Here is a 19,589-nt window from a genome sequence, read left to right as displayed (position 1 = left end):
ATTATCCATTCATGCGTTTGAACAATTCTGCAATTTGTGCTTTCATCAAGGCCAATTCTTCACGTTGTGCTTCATTCTCTGCTTTTTGGGCAGCATTTGTTGCACGTAGTTCATTCAATTGATCTTTCTGAATTTGATTTTGTGCTTCTAAGGCAGATACCTTATCTTGCAATGTGTAAGATGCACTGATAGGTCCTTGACGGAATGTATCTTTCACAGCCGTTTCATCAGCACGAGCACCGAATTTCCAAGTCACACTAGCGTTCATCATCGTTTCATCCCCACGACCATTAAAGGAGGCCCCCATATGGAACATAGTAGATTCATTTTTGAAATGATTTACGCCCAATGCTAACGCGCCAGCGCCTTTGTAGTAACCTAGACCTGCAGAAATTTGCGTTGGCTCCAATGGATCATATTGAAGACTTTGCAAGCCTGCCAATGCTGCCGCTTGTGCACCTACACGGTTCACGCGATTATTGACATTCATCACTACATTCGCCATGCCTTTTAATTGAGATACGTTAACTGCATCCGTATCTTTCGTACCTGGTGCTACATTGTGAATTTGTTGCATACCGGCAGAGATACCTTCTGTCATGACAGGTTTTCCATCTGGACCTTTCACAGGGTTACCATTCGCATCCAACACAGGTTTATCCATACCGAAGGAGATAACACGGGTAGTATCTACTACATTTGGTTTTAAGGATCCACTACCACCAGTATATTCCTTACCTGGTTTACCATCTTGGCCTACATATTTGTACTTGCCATCTGTATCTTTCATGACTGGCTTACCAGTTTTGTCTAAGAATGTAGGATTACCATTCGCGTCACGAGCTACCGTGCTATTTGGAATCACCTTCAACCCTTCATTTGTATACTCTGTGGAATTACCAGGGTTTTTAATCTTTGGTTGATTGGTTTTTGGATCGATCACCGGGTTACCTTTTGAATCTTTTTCGATTTCATCAGTTGTGGTGAAAGCAATCTTATCGCCAGACATATGAGATGTTTTTTCTACGCCAGTGTTTGGATCTTTCGTATTCAATAATAAATCGTTGTTTGTCAACTTAGATGTATTATTACCATCTTTATCTCGCAAGACAATTTCTTTAGGTCCTACAGTTGTAGTATTTTTATCCTTATCGGTATACGTAGTTCCTGTTGCTGTAGATGTATTGGTATTTTTATCTTTATCTTCCAAAGTGATCGTAGTCGATGTGCTTGTGTTAGTATTACCATCTTTGTCTATTAACTCAGATTTATCTGCTGTCAGAGTGGATGTGTTACCATCTTTATCTTTTAAGGTAATACTGTTAATACCAATCTCCGTAGAGTTTTTATTATCTTTATCTTTGATAGAGATACTGTCTCCTGTAATGGATGTATTCTTACCATCCTTACCATTGACACCGATAGCACCTTCTCCATCTTTAGCAGTAATCGATACACCATCTTTGCCATCTTTGCCATTTACACCGAAGACACCGCTGCCGTCTTTGCCAACTGTAGCAGATACCACATCCTTACCATCAGCATTTTTCACGATCATTTCGCCATCTTTAGCTGGAGAAACTGGTTTTGCATTAGCTTTTGGTTGTTTTGTCACTGGATCAATGTCGGACTCTTCGTAGTACTTGTCGCCCACTTTTACAAGGTCCTTACCATCTTTGGCAGGAGGAACTGGTTTTGCATCAGCTTTTGGTTGTTTTGTCACAGGATCAATATCGGACTCTTTATAGTAATCATCGCCTACTTTCACAAGATTGTTACCATTTTTATCAACCACTGTGCCACCAGTTGTAAGAGAATCAATTTTTAGATCTCTGTTTACATCTACTTTCACAAAGGTCGTTGCTTTCTTAGTACCATCCTTGTTAAGAGCGTCCACAGTCACCATAGATACATTAGCATTAGCACCGTCGACAAATTTCACATCGTCATTTGGATTTACTGTATCGTAAACCTTTGCTTCTTTGTTGAAATCTACTGCTGTACCATCAGATTTCTTCACATCACTGATATTTGCTTTACCTACATTCCAACCAGAATCTTGGATCGCATTTGCCACTGTATTACCAGTCACAAAGCCTGCACCATTGTTAGTCACTTTGTCTTTAGTTGGATCAATTGTTAATGGAGTGCCTGCTGGTTTACCATTTTCATCTTTATCGAATCCTATTGGTTTACCATCTTTATCTACTTTATAGTAGTTATCTCCAATTTTAACAGCATCAGTTTTTGTACCATCGCCATGAGTGATTGTTACTTTATTCGTAACTTCCCCTTCTTTGATACCCACCGTAATTTCACGAGTGCCGTCAGCCAATGTATTACCCGTAATTTCAATGCCTTTACCGCCTTTGAAATCTACTACGTTAGCATTTTTCACCACATCTTTGTAGCCATTGCCATCTTTCGCAGATACAACCCAGCCCATATTTTGTAGGTCACCTACTGTAGCTGCCGCATTTTTGTTGACAGGCGCATCATCAGTGCCCTTCAAGTCTACTAAATGAACATCTTCAGTTTTCGGTGTTGTACCTGGTTTCGTTGCTGTACCTTCTGGATTTGTTTTGACCACATTTGTATTCAACGTAGAACCTACACCTGTAATTTGTGTTGGTTTGCCATCTTTCGATGTGATATTCAACGCAGAAGATGGTGGCGCATCCGTACCGTTATTCGTAGCTGGTTTCGCCGCTTCTGTTTTCATCGTTACAGGGCTTACTGGTTTCACTACTACGTCCGCAGGAATCGTTACTGGCGTTGCCCCTAGTTTAGGTGCCCCATTTTCTACATCACTTGGATTGTAATAGTCATTGCCCACTTTCGTGTACGTATTACCTTTACCATCTGTGAAAGTATTCGGGCTACCTACGTTCAACGTACCAGTATCCACAGTTTTGAAAGTTACATCATCTTTCGTAGCATATGTGATTTTACCATCTGTGTCCTGTTTCACAGTTAAATTATTGCCTGCTACCATTTCCACAGTATTGCCCGGTTTAATTAACTCGCCATCATTTTTAGTGCCTGTCGTTAACTTTTTCCCACCATCAGCTTCAGATGTTTTCAAGTTAAAACCAGCATTGTTGATCGCTTCCGCTACATTTTGTACAGTAGCTATTTTATTCAAGCCTGCATCGTCATGAGCTTTTTGAGCGTCATTCACTGGTGTTTGTTTAGCCGCTACTTCTGCTTTTTTATCTGCTACATCTTGTTGCAATGCTGGGTCAGTTGGATTTTTTGCTAATGCTTCTTCCGCTGTTTTTAAAGCATCTTTCGCTGTGGCTAATTCTTTCACCGCTGCATCTAACGTAGCTTTTAACTGTTTCGCCGTTGCAGGGTCTGTTGGACCTGCTACAGAACCATTCGTGTTAGATGTGATTTCACCTGTGGTTACTTTCACACCATCTTCGTCCACAGTCACGGAACTATTTGCTGGTTTCACGTTGAAAGTCACATCACTTGTGGTGTTACCCTCACGAGTTGTGACCACAGCCGTTGTACCACGACCGTTAATGAAGTTCACTGTATCATATGGTTTCACAAAGTCTTTTGCTACACCATTACCTTGTAAGTTCCAACCTGCATTCAATACGTCAGACACTGTGGCTGCGTTGTTGCCAATGTAGTTAGGATTTGCTGTACCGTCTGCTGTTTTAGGGTTAGACAATTTAGCAGCATCTTCTGCTGTTAATGGCGCTTTGTTGATGTTTTCTACATCGCCTGCTTTTTCTGTACCATCTGGAGCCGTAATCGTTTTAGATCCGTCATTTACATTTGGAATGTTGCTCTTCACATTTTGTAGTGTTGTCGGCGTAGTTGTACCATTAGGGCCATTCACAGATGTCACTACATTGCTAGGATCGATAGTTGTATCACCTGTGCCTTTACCATCTGGAGTTGTATGGTATGTTACATTGCCAGCATCATCCTTCACTGGATATACTTTCTTACCATCTTTCGTAGTGAAACTTGTTGGCATGATCGCATTGTTCGTAGATACTTGGTCATCTACTTTCACAGTAATTGTACGAACACCGTCCACTGTTTTACCGGATACGATAGCAGTACCTTTACCTACGAATTTCACTTCGTTAGCATTTTTCACTTGCTCAGTGTAATCCTTAACAGTAGCTGTACCATCATCATTAGTAGTTTTATCAGAAGATACAATCCAACCCATGTTACGTAAGTCACCTACAGTAGCCGCTGTGTTGTCGCTTACTTTTGGTTCTCCTGTAACAGGTTTAGATAAATCGATTAAGCCTGTATTAGCAGGTGTTGTCCCTTCTACCGGTTTACCATTTACTTTGTCACCATATTTTTGTAAGCCAGATGTAACATTACCTAATTGTGTAGGAGATGTCGTTTGTTTATTCGGCTCTGCATCGGAATTACTTACATTTGGGTTCACCAATTTGGAGCTCAATGGGGTTGCAGCAGTATTAATTGGTTGAATTACAACACCATTTTCATCAAGAGGTTCACCGTTGTTATTAACCTTAGTACTTGGTTTACCATTCGCATCCACTGGTTGACCTTTTTCGTTGACTTTGTAATATTTATCTCCAATTTTAGATACTGGTGTGCCATCTGCTGTAGTGTATGTCATAGGTAAGCCTGTTACGTTGAAAGTCACATTACTTGCCGTACCCTCTGCATTCGTTGTCACCACAGCCGTTGTGTTACCACCGTTTACAAAGTTAACAGTATCATATGGTTTCACAAAGTCTTTTGCTACACCATTACCTTGTAAGTTCCAACCTGCGTTTAATACGTCAGAAACTGTAGCTGCATTACTACCAATGTACTTAGGGTTAACTAATCCATCTTTTGTTTTTGGATTTGCTAATTCTGCTGCTTCTTCTGCTGTTAATGGAGCTTTGTTGATGTTCGCTTGGTCTGGAGTTTTTGCAACTACAGAGCCGTCTGGTTTTGTAATTTCTTGCGTTCCATCATTTACATTTGGAATGTTGTTTTTCACATTTTTCAATGTCGTTGGACTTGTTGTTCCTTCTGGACCATTGATAGATGTGATAACATCACCTTTTGGAACTTCATTACCAGATCCATCTGGATTTTCAAAGAATTTAAGCTCTTCTTTTCCAGTCACTGGATTTGTCACCATCTTAGGATATACTTTGGTACCATCTGCTTTTGTGTAATTAATAGGTGTTACAGAGTTATTCGTTGATGTTTGGTCATCTACTTTCACAGTGATGGTACGTACACCATTTACGTCTGTTTTACCAGTTACAGTCGCTGTACCTTCGCCTACGAATTTCACTTCATTGGCATTACGTACTTGATCGGAGTAGTTGTTACCTTCTGCAGATACTACCCAACCCATGTTTTGTAAATCGCCGATAGTAGCAACGTTATTAGGGTTAGAGTTAGTGAAATCGATTAAGCCAGATTTTTCAGAGTTAGCAGGTTTAGCTACTGGTTGTTGTACAGTCGCTCCATTATTTGGTTTACCATTTGTTAACTCATCAGCTTTATACCATTTACCATCGTTACCTTTTTCAAGAATATCGCCGTCTGCATTTTTAGGAGCCAATGGGTTAGCTACTGGTGTCACACCATCTTTTGGTTTACCATTTGGTTCTACTTCAGATGCTTTATACCATTTGCCATCATTAGCTAATTTCACTGGATCTTTCGCATCTGCTGTAGGATCTGTACCCGGTTTCAAAGCACCGTCTTGTACTTTGTCTGCTGGATAGAATTTATCACCTACTTGTACAAGTTTTGTACCATCAGCTGCTACTGGAACAAATGTTTTCGCACCGTTCGCAACATTACCCAATTGGTTAGGAGTGCTTACATTATTACCTGGGTTATCTGTTGTGTTATCCACATTTGGATTTACCAAGTTAGTATTCACTGTTGTTGGTGTTTTACCATTTTTTGGCGTAATAGTTGGCGGTTGTGTTGGATCCGCTGCTGGAGTCACATTGACATCTTCACGTGGATACAATTTACCATCATTTGCACGTACATAACCATTTGTTGGTTTACCAGCTGCATCTCTTACGATGTTTGGTGTGCCATCTGGATTTGCACGGTAGAACGCATCGCCTACTTTTACCACTGGTACTTGTTTACCTGTTGCTGGATCTGTGATCGTGTTAGATACAGGAAGACCAGTTACATTCACTTGTACATGAGATGTTAAGTTGTCATCTGTTGTAACAGATACCGTTGTATTACCACCATTACGGAAGTTTACAGTATCGTACGGTTTCACGAAATCAACAGCTGTACCATTACCAGTTAAATTCCAACCAGCATTCAATACGTCAGATACAGTGGCCGCATTGTTGCCCACATAATTTGGATTGGTGCTACCATCAGCTAATTTAGGGTTTGCTAGTTTTGCCGCTTCCTCTGCTGTAATAGAACCTTTTGTAATATTTTCTTTATTCGGTTTCTTGTTCACTACAGTGCCATCTGGTTTTGTAATGACCTCTGTACCATCGTTTACGCTATCTAGGTTATTTTTCACATTTCCTAAGGACGTTGGGCTAGATACAGAATTATTTGGTGCTGCATCCGTATTACTTACATTTGGATTGGTTAATGTATTACTGAAAGTAACTGGGTGTTTATCTGCTTTTGGTGCAATAGTTGTTGCATTCGTAGCTGGATCTGTGTTGTATGTTACATCTCCTGCTGGATAGTAATTGCCATCATTTGCTTTCACATATCCATTCGTTGGATGACCATCAGCACCCGTTTGGATATCTGGCGTACCATCACCTTTTACAGGGTAATAGTTGTCGCCAACCTTAGTTAAATGCACTGGACCCGTAGGCGTACTAATCGTAGTCGCTACTGGCAAACCTGTGACGTTGAAAGTCACATCGCTTGTTGTGCCATCTGCTTTTGTTGTTACAACAGCTGTTGTATTACCACCGTTCACGAAATTTACTGTGTCATATGGTTTAACGAAGTCTTTCGCTGTACCATTGTTTTGTAAGTTCCAACCTGCTTGTAATACATCACCTACTGTGGCTGCATTATGCGTATTTACATAATTTGGTTGTGCCGCATTTGTTGTATTTGGTGCATCATGCTTATCTGTTGGAGCTTGTGTACCAGTTTTAGCACCATCCAAGTTGCTTTCTACGTTAGATAATGTAGTTGGTGTCGTTGTACCTGTTTTACCTGTATCGGATTTTGGATTGACTACCGAGGTTATTAGCGGATTTGTTGTAATATCTAAGTCAGGAATTGGTTGTCCTGCTGCATCCACTGGTACCCCATTTTTATTGAACTTAGTCACTGGGTTACCATTCGCATCCACCGGTTGTCCTTGATCATTTACTTTATAGTATTTATCTCCAATTTTAGACACTGGTGTACCATCTGCTGTTGTGTATGTCACAGGCAAGCCTGTTACATTGTACGTTACATTACTTGTAGTTCCATCATCCGATGTAGTGACTACCGCTGTTGTATTGATACCATTTACAAAGTTTACTGTATCATATGGTTTTACGAAGTCTTTTGCTACGCCATTACCTTGTAGATTCCAACCTGCGCTTAATACATCACCTACTGTAGCTGCATTATGTGGATTTACATAATTAGAGCCTGCTACATTGTTTGTATTCGGTGCTGTTGCTTCTGTCGTTGGTGCTGTTGTATTTGTTTTAGCTCCGTCTAAATTACCTTCTACGTTAGATAATGTAGTTGGTGTTTTTGTGCCTTTTGGTCCATTTACAGACGTGATTACCTCACTGTCTGGTACTTCTGTTCCTGTTCCATCTGGATTCGGATAGAATTTAACAGTTTTACTTCCATCTGCATTGGTAATCTCTTTAGGATATACTTTCGTACCATCTTTTTTCGTATAGTTCACAGGTGTAACCGCATTGTTTGTAGACGTTTGATCATCTACTTTCACAGTAATTGTACGTACATTGCCATCTGTTTTACCAGATACGATAGCTGTACCTTCACCAACGAATTTCACTTCATTTGCGTTTTTCACAGTGTCAGAGTAAGCCGTAGTCAAGGCATCCGTTGTTTTATCGGAAGATACAATCCAACCCATGTTACGTAAATCGCCTACTGTAGCTACTGTGTTGTCCGTTACATTTGTATTGGTTAAATCGCGCAAACCATTTTTAACTGGGTCTTTACCATTCACTGGTGCACCATTGTAATTTGTTAATTTGCTAGTCACATTATCCAATGTAGTTGGGCTTGATGTACCAGTTTTACCTGTTTCTGGCGTAGGGTTCACTAAGGATGTTTTTACTGGGTTATTGGTTGTATCAATTGGGTTGATTACATTACCAGCATCGTCCACTGGTTTACCATCGTTGTTTACCTTAGTACTTGGATTACCATTCGCATCTAACGGTTGACCTTTGTCATTAACTTTGTAGTACTTATCACCAATTTTGGATACTGGGTTACCGTCTTTGTCAGTGTATGTAATCGGCAAGCCAGTTACGTTGTACGTTACATTGCTTGTTTTACCATCTACTGTAGATACTACGGCAGTTGTATTCAAACCATTAACAAAGTTCACTGTATCATATGGTTTAACGAAATCTTTTGCTACCCCATTACCTTGTAAGTTCCAACCAGCATTCAACACATCGCCTACTGTGGCAGCATTGTTAGGATTTATATAATCATTGCCAGCTTTATTCGTTGTATTTGGTGCTACTTGAGCTGTGGTAGCATTGCTTGGACCTGTTGTAGCATCGTTATTTTTCGTATCAGGAAGGTTAGATTTTATATTAGACAATGTTGTTGGTGTCGTTGTACCTGTTTTACCTGTATCGGCTTTTGGATTCACTAAGGATGTTTTCAATGGATTATCTGTAATGTTAATGTCAGGAATTTCATGTCCAGTTGCATCAAGTGGTTTACCATCTTTGTTGAACTTCGTAACTGGTGCACCTGTGCCATCTACTGGTTGCCCTTGATCGTTAACTTTATAGTATTTGTCACCAATTTTAGTCACTGGTGTACCATCTGCTGTTGTATATGTGACAGGTAAGCCTGTTACATTGTACGTTACATTGCTTGTAGTGCCATCATCAGATGTTGTTACAACTGCTGTTGTATTTAAACCGTTCACGAAGTTTACAGTGTCATATGGTTTCACGAAATCTTTCGCTGTACCATTGTTTTGTAAGTTCCAGCCTGCATTTAATACGTCAGATACTGTAGCTGCGTTGTTGCCTACGAAGTTAGGATTTGCTGCACCATTCACAGTAGGTTTCAACAAGTTGGCTGCATCTCCTGCTGTAATTGGCGCTTCTGTATTGTTTTTGCCACCAATTACCGTTCCATCTGTGTTATGAGCTGTTTTATCTTCATCATTTACTGTTGGAATGTTGTTTTTCACATTGCTCAAGGATGTTGGTGTATTTGTACCGTTTGGTCCGTTAACAGTTGTTTTAACAGGACCTGTTACAGTATTGCCTTTTCCATCTGGTTGAGTATTGAAGATTTCATTACCATCTGGAGCCTTTTTACCAGTTGGATATACTCGGTTGCCATCTTTGTCTGTGTACACAACTGGTGTTACCGCATTGTTAGTGGATGTTTGGTCATCTACTTTCACAGTGATTGTACGTACATTTCCATCTGTTTTACCAGATACGATAGCTGTACCTTCGCCAACGAATTTCACTTCGTTTGCGTTTTTCACAATGTCGGAGTAATCCTTAGTCAAATCATCTGTATTTTTATCAGAGGATACAATCCAACCCATGTTACGTAGGTCACCTACAGTTGCCACTGTGTTGTCACTAACTTTTGGTGTAGAACCATCTGTTGGTTTGGATAGGTCTACCAAGCTATTACGCACTGGTGTTTTACCATCTACTGTTGGATCATTGTATTTTTCCAATTTGCTAGTTACATTATCCAATGTGGTTGGGCTAGATGTACCAGTTTTACCTGCTTCAGGGCTTGGGTTCACTAAGGATGTTTTTACTGGATTATTGGTTGTATCAATCGGATTGATCACATTACCAGCATCATCCACTGGTTTACCATCGTTGTTTACCTTAGTACTTGGATTACCATTCGCATCTAACGGTTGACCTTTGTCATTAACTTTGTAGAAATTATCTCCAATTTTGGATACTGGGTTACCATCTTTGTCAGTGTATGTAATCGGCAAGCCAGTTACGTTGTACGTTACATTACTTGTAACGCCATCTACTGTAGATACTACAGCAGTTGTATTCAAACCGTTAACGAAATTCACTGTATCATATGGTTTTACAAAGTCTACAGCTGTACCATTACCTTGCAAGTTCCAACCTGCGTTTAATACGTCACCTACCGTAGCCGCATTATTTGGATTGATATAATCAGTGCCAGTTTTATTCGTTGTATTAGGTGCCGCTTGCGATTTTGTCGCATTACTTGGGTCAGCTACTGTATTAGCTTTGTTACTATTTTGTGTTTCAGGAAGATTAGCTTTCACATTCGTAATCGCATTGCCACCATTATCTAAACCATCTTGGTTCAACTTCACATTCTTTTCTGGTGTGTTTGTTGTCGTATCTGCTGGTTTTGTAATAGTAATGCCAGTTGGCGTAATATTCACTGTATTCTTATTAGCATCTTTAAATTCAGCACTTGTTAAACCAGTTAGTGTTTCTTTCAAAGAATAAGTAAAGTTTTTGCCTGCTTGAGTAATTGCTAAATTATTGCCTGCTTTATACACAACAATATCGCCTGCTTTAATTAATTTAGGACTACTACCAGTTGCAGTACCAGTTCCTTCTGCCTCTGAATTAGCTGTCCAGGCTGCATTATTAATAGCATTCACTACAGTATTAACAGTAGCTAATTTATTACCATCCCCTGTATTAGAAACAACTTTACCAAGATCTCCATTGGTTCCTTCGTTGATTGCTCCCGTAATCGCTTGTAACGTTCCATCGTTTGCTTTACCGATTGTCGTACCATCAACATTGACAGAAATACCACCCGCAGTAGAACTAATAGAACCATCCGCTGCTTTAACAGCAATCTTATTATTAGCATCTTTTTCCAAACCATTACCAAGGTTAACACTGTATTTTACAGTAGATGTTTTACCATCTGCACTTTCCACTGTTGCTGTTGTACCATCACCATTCACAAAGTTCACTGTATCGTATGGTTTTACGAAGTCTTTCGCTACTCCATTACCTTGTAAATTCCAACCAGCATTTAATACGTCACCTACTGTGGCTGCATTGTTTTTATTAACTTCATTAGCCCCTGCCCCTAATGTCGGCGCTACCTGAGATTTCGTCGCATTACTTGGATCTGCTTCTGTATTAGCCGTTGTGCTATTTTGGGTATCAGGAAGATTAGATTTCACATTAGACAATGTCGTTGGCTTTGTCGTGCCTTCTGGGCCATTCACAGATGTAATGACTTGATTTGCTGGAATTTCTGCACCAGATCCATCTGGATTTTCAAAGAATTTAACTGTCTTAGTTCCATCTCCATTATCTACTTCTTGTGGATATACTTTTGTACCATCTGCTTTCGTGTAGTTTACAGGAGTTACAGTTTTATTAATACCTGTTTGATTATCTACTTTCACAGTGATGGTACGTACATTACCATCTGTTTTACCAGATACGATAGCACTTCCTTCGCCAACGAATTTCACTTCGTTTGCGTTTTTCACTGTGTCGGAGTACTCATCAGTAGTAACTGCACCATTTGCTCCTGTAGTTTTATTAGAAGATACAATCCAACCCATGTTACGGATATCTCCTACTGTAGCTGCATTTGTATCAGGTACCGCATTATTATCGAAGTTACGCAATCCATTTTTAACTGGAGCTTTACCATTTATATGAGGGTCATTATAATTTTCAAGTTTACTGCTCACATTCGTAATTGCATTACCACCATTATCTAAACCATCTTGATTCAACTTCACAGTCTTTGCTGGTGTATTTGTTGCCGTATCTGCTGGTTTAGTAATAGTAATGCCAGTTGGAGTGATGTTTACTGTATTGTTATCATCATCTTTAAATTTAGCGCTTGTTAGACCTGTTAATTCTTTTTGTAAAGAATAGGTAAAGTTTTTACCAGCTTGTTTCACAGCCAAATTATTACCGGCTTTGAAAGTCACTGTATTGCCAGCTTTGATTAATTCTACTGTAGCATCTGTCACTGTACCATCATCATCCTGACCTGCTGTAGCTTTCCAGCCCATTTTTGTTAAGGCAGTCACTAATTGATCCGCAGTCACTAATTTGCCATCAGTTGTATTAGCTGTCGGTACTCCATCATTACCTGATGTAATTGTACCAATTTTTGGAGTTAATGTGAGGGTATCACCTGCTGCTGTTACATCTAACAACGCCCCATCGCTAGATTTAACAGTAAATTTAATACCGCCTGTTTTATCTAAACTTTGTTCATCCGTTTCAGTAGCTGCTGCCGTCCCATTTTGACCCGCTAATTTAATCGTGTTCTTGGCTACTGCATGGAATTGACTACCGTTAATAGCATCTTTGGATGTTTTAGAGATATCACCGTCTTTTACATTTGTAATTTTTACAGGTTCTGTACCATCTTTATCGGAAACACTAATATTTCCATCAGCTGTTTTAGAGAATTTAGGACCTTCACTACCACCTACTTGAATAGTGTTGAAAGAAGGATTCTCTACCGTAGCAAATGTGATTTTACCGCTAGTATCATGTTTTACATCTAGGTTTTTACCAGCGATCATTTCTACAGTGCTACCGGCTTTAATGGATTCACCATCCGCATCAACACCACTATCTGCATTTCTTGTACCACCTGTCGTAGCACTTGCTTTCAATGTGAAAGCAGCATCATTCACGGCCTTAGCAACTGTATCTACAGTAGCGATTTTACCAGCATCATTATCTTTTACCTTCACAGTGCCAGCAGTAGTACCAGTTGTAACAGGTTCAATATCGCCAGTGACAACTTTTAATCCATTAGTACCATCAGTTGTAATCGTAGTACCATCCGTTTTAACTTTCAGTCCATCTGTGGTCGTTTCAAGAGAGGAGTCTGCCTTTTTCACAGTCAAACCTGCAGTGGTAGTCTCTAAGGATGTATCGCCTGGGTTCACCTTAACACCATCAGTACCTACTGCTAACGATTTATCCGCTGGTTTTACAGAAATTGTATTGCCCGTTGTATCTTTTTGTAAACCATTACCAAGGTTCACACTGTATTTTACAGTAGATGTTTTACCATCTGCACTTTCCACTGTAACAGATGTGCCATCGCCTTTGACAAAGTTCACCGTATCATATGATTTTACAAAATCTACCGCTGCACCATCCCCTTGTAAGTTCCAACCAGCATTCAATACATCGCCAACAGTGGCTGCATTGTTTTTGTTTACTTGGTTAGTTCCTGTTCCCAATGTTGGTGCTGTTGCGCTAGTTGTTGGTGCATCTGTACCTGTTTTAGCGCCAGCTAAATTACCTTCTACATTAGATATAGTAGTTGGTGTACTTATACCTTTTGGTCCATTAACAGTTGTTTTCACAGGACCTATTACAGTAGTTCCTTTTCCATCTGGTTTTGTATTAAAGATTTGGTTACCATCATCATCTTTTTTGCCAGTAGGATATACTCGGTTACCGTTTTCATCTGTGTACACAACTGGTGTTACCGCATTGTTTGTGGAAGTTTGGTCATCTACTTTCACAGTGATGGTACGTACATTACCTTCTGTTTTACCAGATACAATAGCACTGCCTGCGCCAACGAATTTCACTTCGTTTGCGTTTTTCACTGTTGCGGAGTACTCATCAGTAGTAACTGCACCATTTTCACCTGTAGTTTTATTGGAAGACACGATCCAACCCATGTTACGGATATCGCCTACAGTAGCGGCTGTATTGTCGCTTACTTTAGGTTCTCCTGCGGTAGGTTTAGACAAGTTAACTAAACCAGTGTTTTTATCCGTTGTACCTGGTACATTACCACCATACGTATCCAATCCAGATTTCACATTCGTAATCGTATTACCACCATTATCCAAACCATCTTGGTTCAACTTCACAGTCTTTTCTGGTGTATTTGTTGCCGTATCTGCTGGTTTTGTAATGGTAATGCCAGTTGGAGTGATATTTACTGTATTGTTATTAGCATCTTTAAACTCAGCGCTTGTTAATCCGCTTAATGCTGGTTTTAGGGAATAGATAAAGTTTTTACCCTCTTGTTTAATAGCTAAATTATCGCCAGCTTTGAAAGTCACTGTATTGCCAGCTTTGATTAGCTCTGCACTAGTACCAGTAACAGTACCAGTGCCAGCGCTGCCTGATGTAGCCGTCCATGCCGCAGTATTCACAGCACTTACCACTGTATCTACAGTAGCGATTTTACCAGCATCGTTATCTTTTACCTTCACAGTACCTGTGTTAGTACCAGGGTCAGCACCAGTTTTAACAGGTTCGATTTCACCAGTGACAACTTTTAATCCATCAGTATTGTCAGTTGTAATCGTCTTACCATCTGTTTTAACTTTTAAACCATCATTTGTTACTTCTAAGGATTTATCCGCTGTATTAACAATTAAACCATCCTTTGTTGTTTTTAATGACTTATCCCCTGGGCTAACTTTTACACCATCTTTGTTCGCTTCTAAAGATTTATCCGCTGCTTTGACAGCAATCTTATTATTAGCATCTTTTTCCAAGCCATCCCCAAGGTTTACACTGTATTTCACAGTAGATGTTTTACCGTCCGTGCTTTCTACCGTTGCTGTTGTACCATCACCATTAATAAAGTTTACTGTGTCATATGGTTTCACAAAGTCTACGGCTGCGTTATTACCTTGTAGGTTCCAGCCTGCGTTCAACACGTCAGATACTGTGGCTGCATTCGTTGGATTTACTTCATTGGTACCCGATCCTAACGTTGGCGCCTCTTGGGATTTTGTCGCATTGCTCGCTCCTTTAGTGGCAGTATTATTTTTAGTGTCTGGTAAGTTACCTGCCACGTTAGAAATCGCATTGCCACCATTATTTAGACCTGACGTAGTTAAAGAAACAGGTTGTTTTCCCGTGGTTACTGGAGTCACAGTCACCCCCGCACCATTGATGACAGTTGTATCTCCTGTATCATTTTTAAAAGTCGCACTCGTTAAGTTTTTTAACACTGGATTCAAGGAGTACGTGAATTTAGACGTTATACGTGTTCCCGTTTGACGATTCTTATTATCTGGATCTTCATAGACTGGTCTAGATGTATCTTCTTGATTTAACACCAAATTATCGCCTACACGGATTTTTACTTCATCGTTAAGACGAACTTTATCTACCTGACCTGTAGCTGTGCCAGCCTCTCCATTTGTAAAACTTTTACCGTCAACTGCGTAGTTCACACTTTGTCCTGTTGCTTCAGTACCTTTTAGTTTCAATACACCGGTACTATTGTGATCTTTTTCACCTTCCACAGACCAGCCACTGGACATACGTTTCGTAACGGAGTTCAACTGAGAACCGTTGATGGCATCTGTAGAATCATCGGCAATACGACCTGCTGCTACGTTTTTCAACTGACGTTCAGCCCCTGGTGTACCAAAGGATACTACGTCACCTTCGGAAGTATTCGTACCGCCTGCCCAATAGAATGTATAGGCTACCTTTTTACTATCAAATGGAACAATATGGCCTTCTTTATCATAAGAAATATCTGTTTGACGAGTACCAATAGACTTTGCATCTGCTTTAGAACCCGTACCAATAGCCACCCCATTTTGTAATTCAGAGATAGCCCCTGTACCTAATGCTACGCCACCTAATTTTGTGACACGTGCACCCGTACCAATCGCAGTACCTAAATCACCTGTGGATAAGGAGTGAATCCCCATCGAAATAGAGCCATGACCATTTTTATTAGCAGGTAAAGAATAATTTAACGTAGTCGTAGTTAAAGTAGCGCCATTTGTTAACTCTCTATAGGCGTCTTGAATGGACCCCGTTGCCGCTTCCGTTTCTACAGAACGAAACGTACGGTTTACATATTCCCCACCAATATGTTCTACCTTAGTTGTCGTTTTGATAACTGTATTCCCAGATTTATCTTTCTTTTCTTTTTGGTATTTAACAGTTTGCGCTGCTACTTTAGTGATTTCAGAACCACCGATCATGATGGAAGAGTCACCTTGTGCCTGTGTGCCAAGACCTACCGCAATGGCACCTTGTTCACCAGAGGCAACGGCACCTTGACCGACCGCAATATCTGCTACTTTCTGAGCTTTTGCTGACTGACCAACAGCAACGGAAGAGTTAGTTGCCTCAGAGCTATCACCGACAGCTACCGCAGATTCTTTTGACACGGATTTGTTACCTAGGGCAACTGCCTTTGCCTCAGCTTCAGCATGATAACCTGCGGCCACCGCAGATTCTTTTGCCTTTGCTGCCGTACCTGCAGCCACCGCATAATTACCTTGTGCTTGCGAACCCATACCGATGGCTACCGCAGCCTCCGCATTCGCGAATACGGATGCCCCAGAACCGATGGCTGTGGCACCAAAAGCACCTTTTCTAACGATGGAGTTCGTACCAATCGCCACACCTAATGGAGTCGTTGAATGGGCCTGCATACCGATTACGGTCGAACCATCTTGACCATAGCTAGAACGATAGGAGTTATCTAATTTTTCACCTACTAGTTCTTTATATTTGTTTGTGATCGTAATTGGATTACCATTTTTATCAGTACCAGGTGTTGTCTCTGCATTAAAATCATTCACACCTGTGGCTGCTGCGCTATTCGGGTCTGCGGCTTTAAAATATTTCTTTCCATCATAGGCTTGAATATCATTACCACCGATTACGATAGAACCCTGACCTGCTACAGATTGGGCGCCAATGGCTACCGATTGGTCACCAATAGCACGAGCATTACGACCTAAGGCTGTGGCTTCATTAATATTTACACCTTGAAATGAAAAGAATCCTTCAGCTTTGGCCTTTCCTGCATTTTTGAAATAACTTAAATTACCAGTAGTACCACCAAAGGCTTTCACTAATACCGTAGCATTATTATCCGCATCGGTAGCATTGTCCGTCGGTAATCCATCTGTATCCACCTTGCGGTATCCAGCACCGGCACCAGCCCCTACTGCAACAGAAGAGTTTAGAGAAATATTAGTTTTATTTACCCCAGTATAAGCACCAGTACCAATAGCTACACCGCCTGCATCATTACCATTAAGATTTTTCCCAGGTTTGTTAGTTCCCGACATAGCACCATAACCAATGGCAATATTATTACCTTTACCTTTACCGTCATCTTGATCTCGAGTTTCAGCTTCTGCACCCAAAACAATATCATACTTTCCTCTTGCTGTACTTTGTCGACCAAAAGCCATTGATATCTCTCCAATGGAATTACTTCCATAGCCTATGGCATAACTATCATGACCTGTAGCTTTCGATCCCATTGCCAATGCTAAAGATGTAGCACCAAGTGCTTGTGAACCTTTACCGATAGCTACCGCATTATTATGTTGAGAACTAGCACCCGCACCGATAGCTACAGTAAATTGTTTATCTGCTGTCGCTTGATAACCTAAGGCTATACCACTTTCTCCACTGGCTTTTGACTCTCTACCGATGGCTACAGTATTTTTATTTTCTGCTTTCGCCTGATTACCTAAGGCTATATCGCTATCTCCACTGGCTTTTGACGCTCCACCGATAGCTATAGCATTTGCATTTTCTGCTTTCGCTCCTTTTCCTATCGCTACCGAATCAGCAGTATTCGCTTGAGAACCTGTACCCCATGCAACACCAGCAGTTCCTGTACCTTGGTCATTCAATGCTGCTTGCGCAACAGATCCTGTCAATGCAGTAACTGCCAAAACAGCAGCCACCGTACCCGTTTGTACAACCGCTGCTTTTACTTTATTACGACCTACTCGCTTTGCTAATTCAGACACAACCACATAGCAGTGCTTTGTCTTACTCCAAATAACTTTATACACATGATTTAATCCCATCTGTATGACCTCATTTCAACAATCAATCTAACTGTTTTCAAACTGCTTTCAAACTATGTTTAACAATCTCTATATCTAATATTACAAACCACAAAAACTATAACCCTTATCTATCAAAGTTATAGTATATCAGTCCATGATTAATCCAATACTAATCACCTATATTTTCGTAGGTATGTCTAATCATTTTCGCAAGCACATACCTAAGAGATACTTTCTAGATAATATCCCACTTATTTAGCATATTATATACAATTTGACCACTTATCACAGACCACTTATCACAACTATTTATTTCGATATATGTCAATTTGGCATAAATTACATATTCACAATATAGTAATAGGCCATCACCATTTCACTCAATCTCTTTATATTTATACATTTTATATTACCGAGCAGTTGAAATGTTTTTTTCAATTCACTTTTGAAAGTATGAGTTATCTCTTCCTCTTTATACCCCTGGCTAAACAAGATTGTTTATTTAGCTACCCTTTGAAAGTATTAGTTATCTCTTTATATATCCGTATATAAGTGTACTATATTAGAATGGCATTACAAAGAACACTCACCCTACCTTTTACCACCAAAGAAATAGTTTGTATATATATGCTTACTTTTACAATTTTGAAAACCGTTCTACCCCCCCCATTATGAGTAAAACGCATAGATAAAATTACCTCTTCATGGTTTCTTCATATACTAGTCATCCATGTTACCATTCACAAGAAGTACAATGGGTAATTGATTTTGCGTTTACAGACCTAAACTCATCAAACAATAACAAGGAGTCCATAAGAAACGATGCCTCTGTCATGCATGCAGAGGTCCCCTTATACCTCTCCAGAGGAATGCCGTTAGGCGTAGCAGCCTTTGTGGCGTCCCTTACTGCCTACATCACACAAACACAAGAAGACCGTAACATACCCCTGAACAAACATAACCACTGTATAGTTTGAGAAGGGGTGTGTTACGGTCTTCCAATCCCCTGAGGAACGCCATTACGAGTAGCAGCCTTTGTGGCACCCCTTACTACCTAAATCACACAAACGCAGAAGACCGTAACATACCCCTGAACAAACATAACCACTGTATAGTTTGAGAAGGGGTGTGTTACGGTCTTCCCATTATCTTATTTAGTTAACCACGCCAGAAGGCTGCATAGCGTCGCAAGAGACGATGCATAGCGTCACAAATGACGATTGTATTGCACCTATAACCTGTGCTATAATTAAGTCAATAAAGGAAGAGCCATCAACGTGTAGCTGGCGTTAGGCTCATCTCAAGACAATAACAAAGATGAAATTAGCCTAATGTGTGAGGTGGTCAAGACCTCTTTACGTTAGGCTTTTTCATTGTCTATAACAGCAACAAACAATTTCTATGATTACCATAGAAAATCGAACCTTTATATACATGTGTAAAAGCAATTCTGTCAAGCACAAATTAATTTGTCATAAAAAATAACTAAACATAGGCGTAATTGGAAATCAAGATAGTATTAAGTCATAAATTTATCCTGTGTATAACAAGCTTCATCAAAAGAGTACTCGTAACGTAACCTATGTACTTCATAATCAAT

At 40.1% G+C, this 19,589-nt stretch carries 1 protein-coding gene; it reads right to left on the bottom strand.

Going from position 1 to position 19,589, the window contains the following annotated elements:
• Position 1 precedes the first annotated feature (1 nt).
• Positions 2–18,007: an ESPR-type extended signal peptide-containing protein gene (locus EO125_RS08145; protein WP_127148463.1), complete on the bottom strand. Its 18,006-nt coding sequence runs from the start codon at positions 18,005–18,007 to the stop codon at positions 2–4.
• Between the last annotated feature and the right edge of the window lie 1,582 nt (positions 18,008–19,589).

The organism is Veillonella sp. VA139 (assembly GCF_003992005.1).
Taxonomy (GTDB): domain Bacteria; phylum Bacillota; class Negativicutes; order Veillonellales; family Veillonellaceae; genus F0422.
Note: the sequence above shows the minus strand (reverse complement) of the source record. Positions and strands in the feature narration are given on the sequence as shown.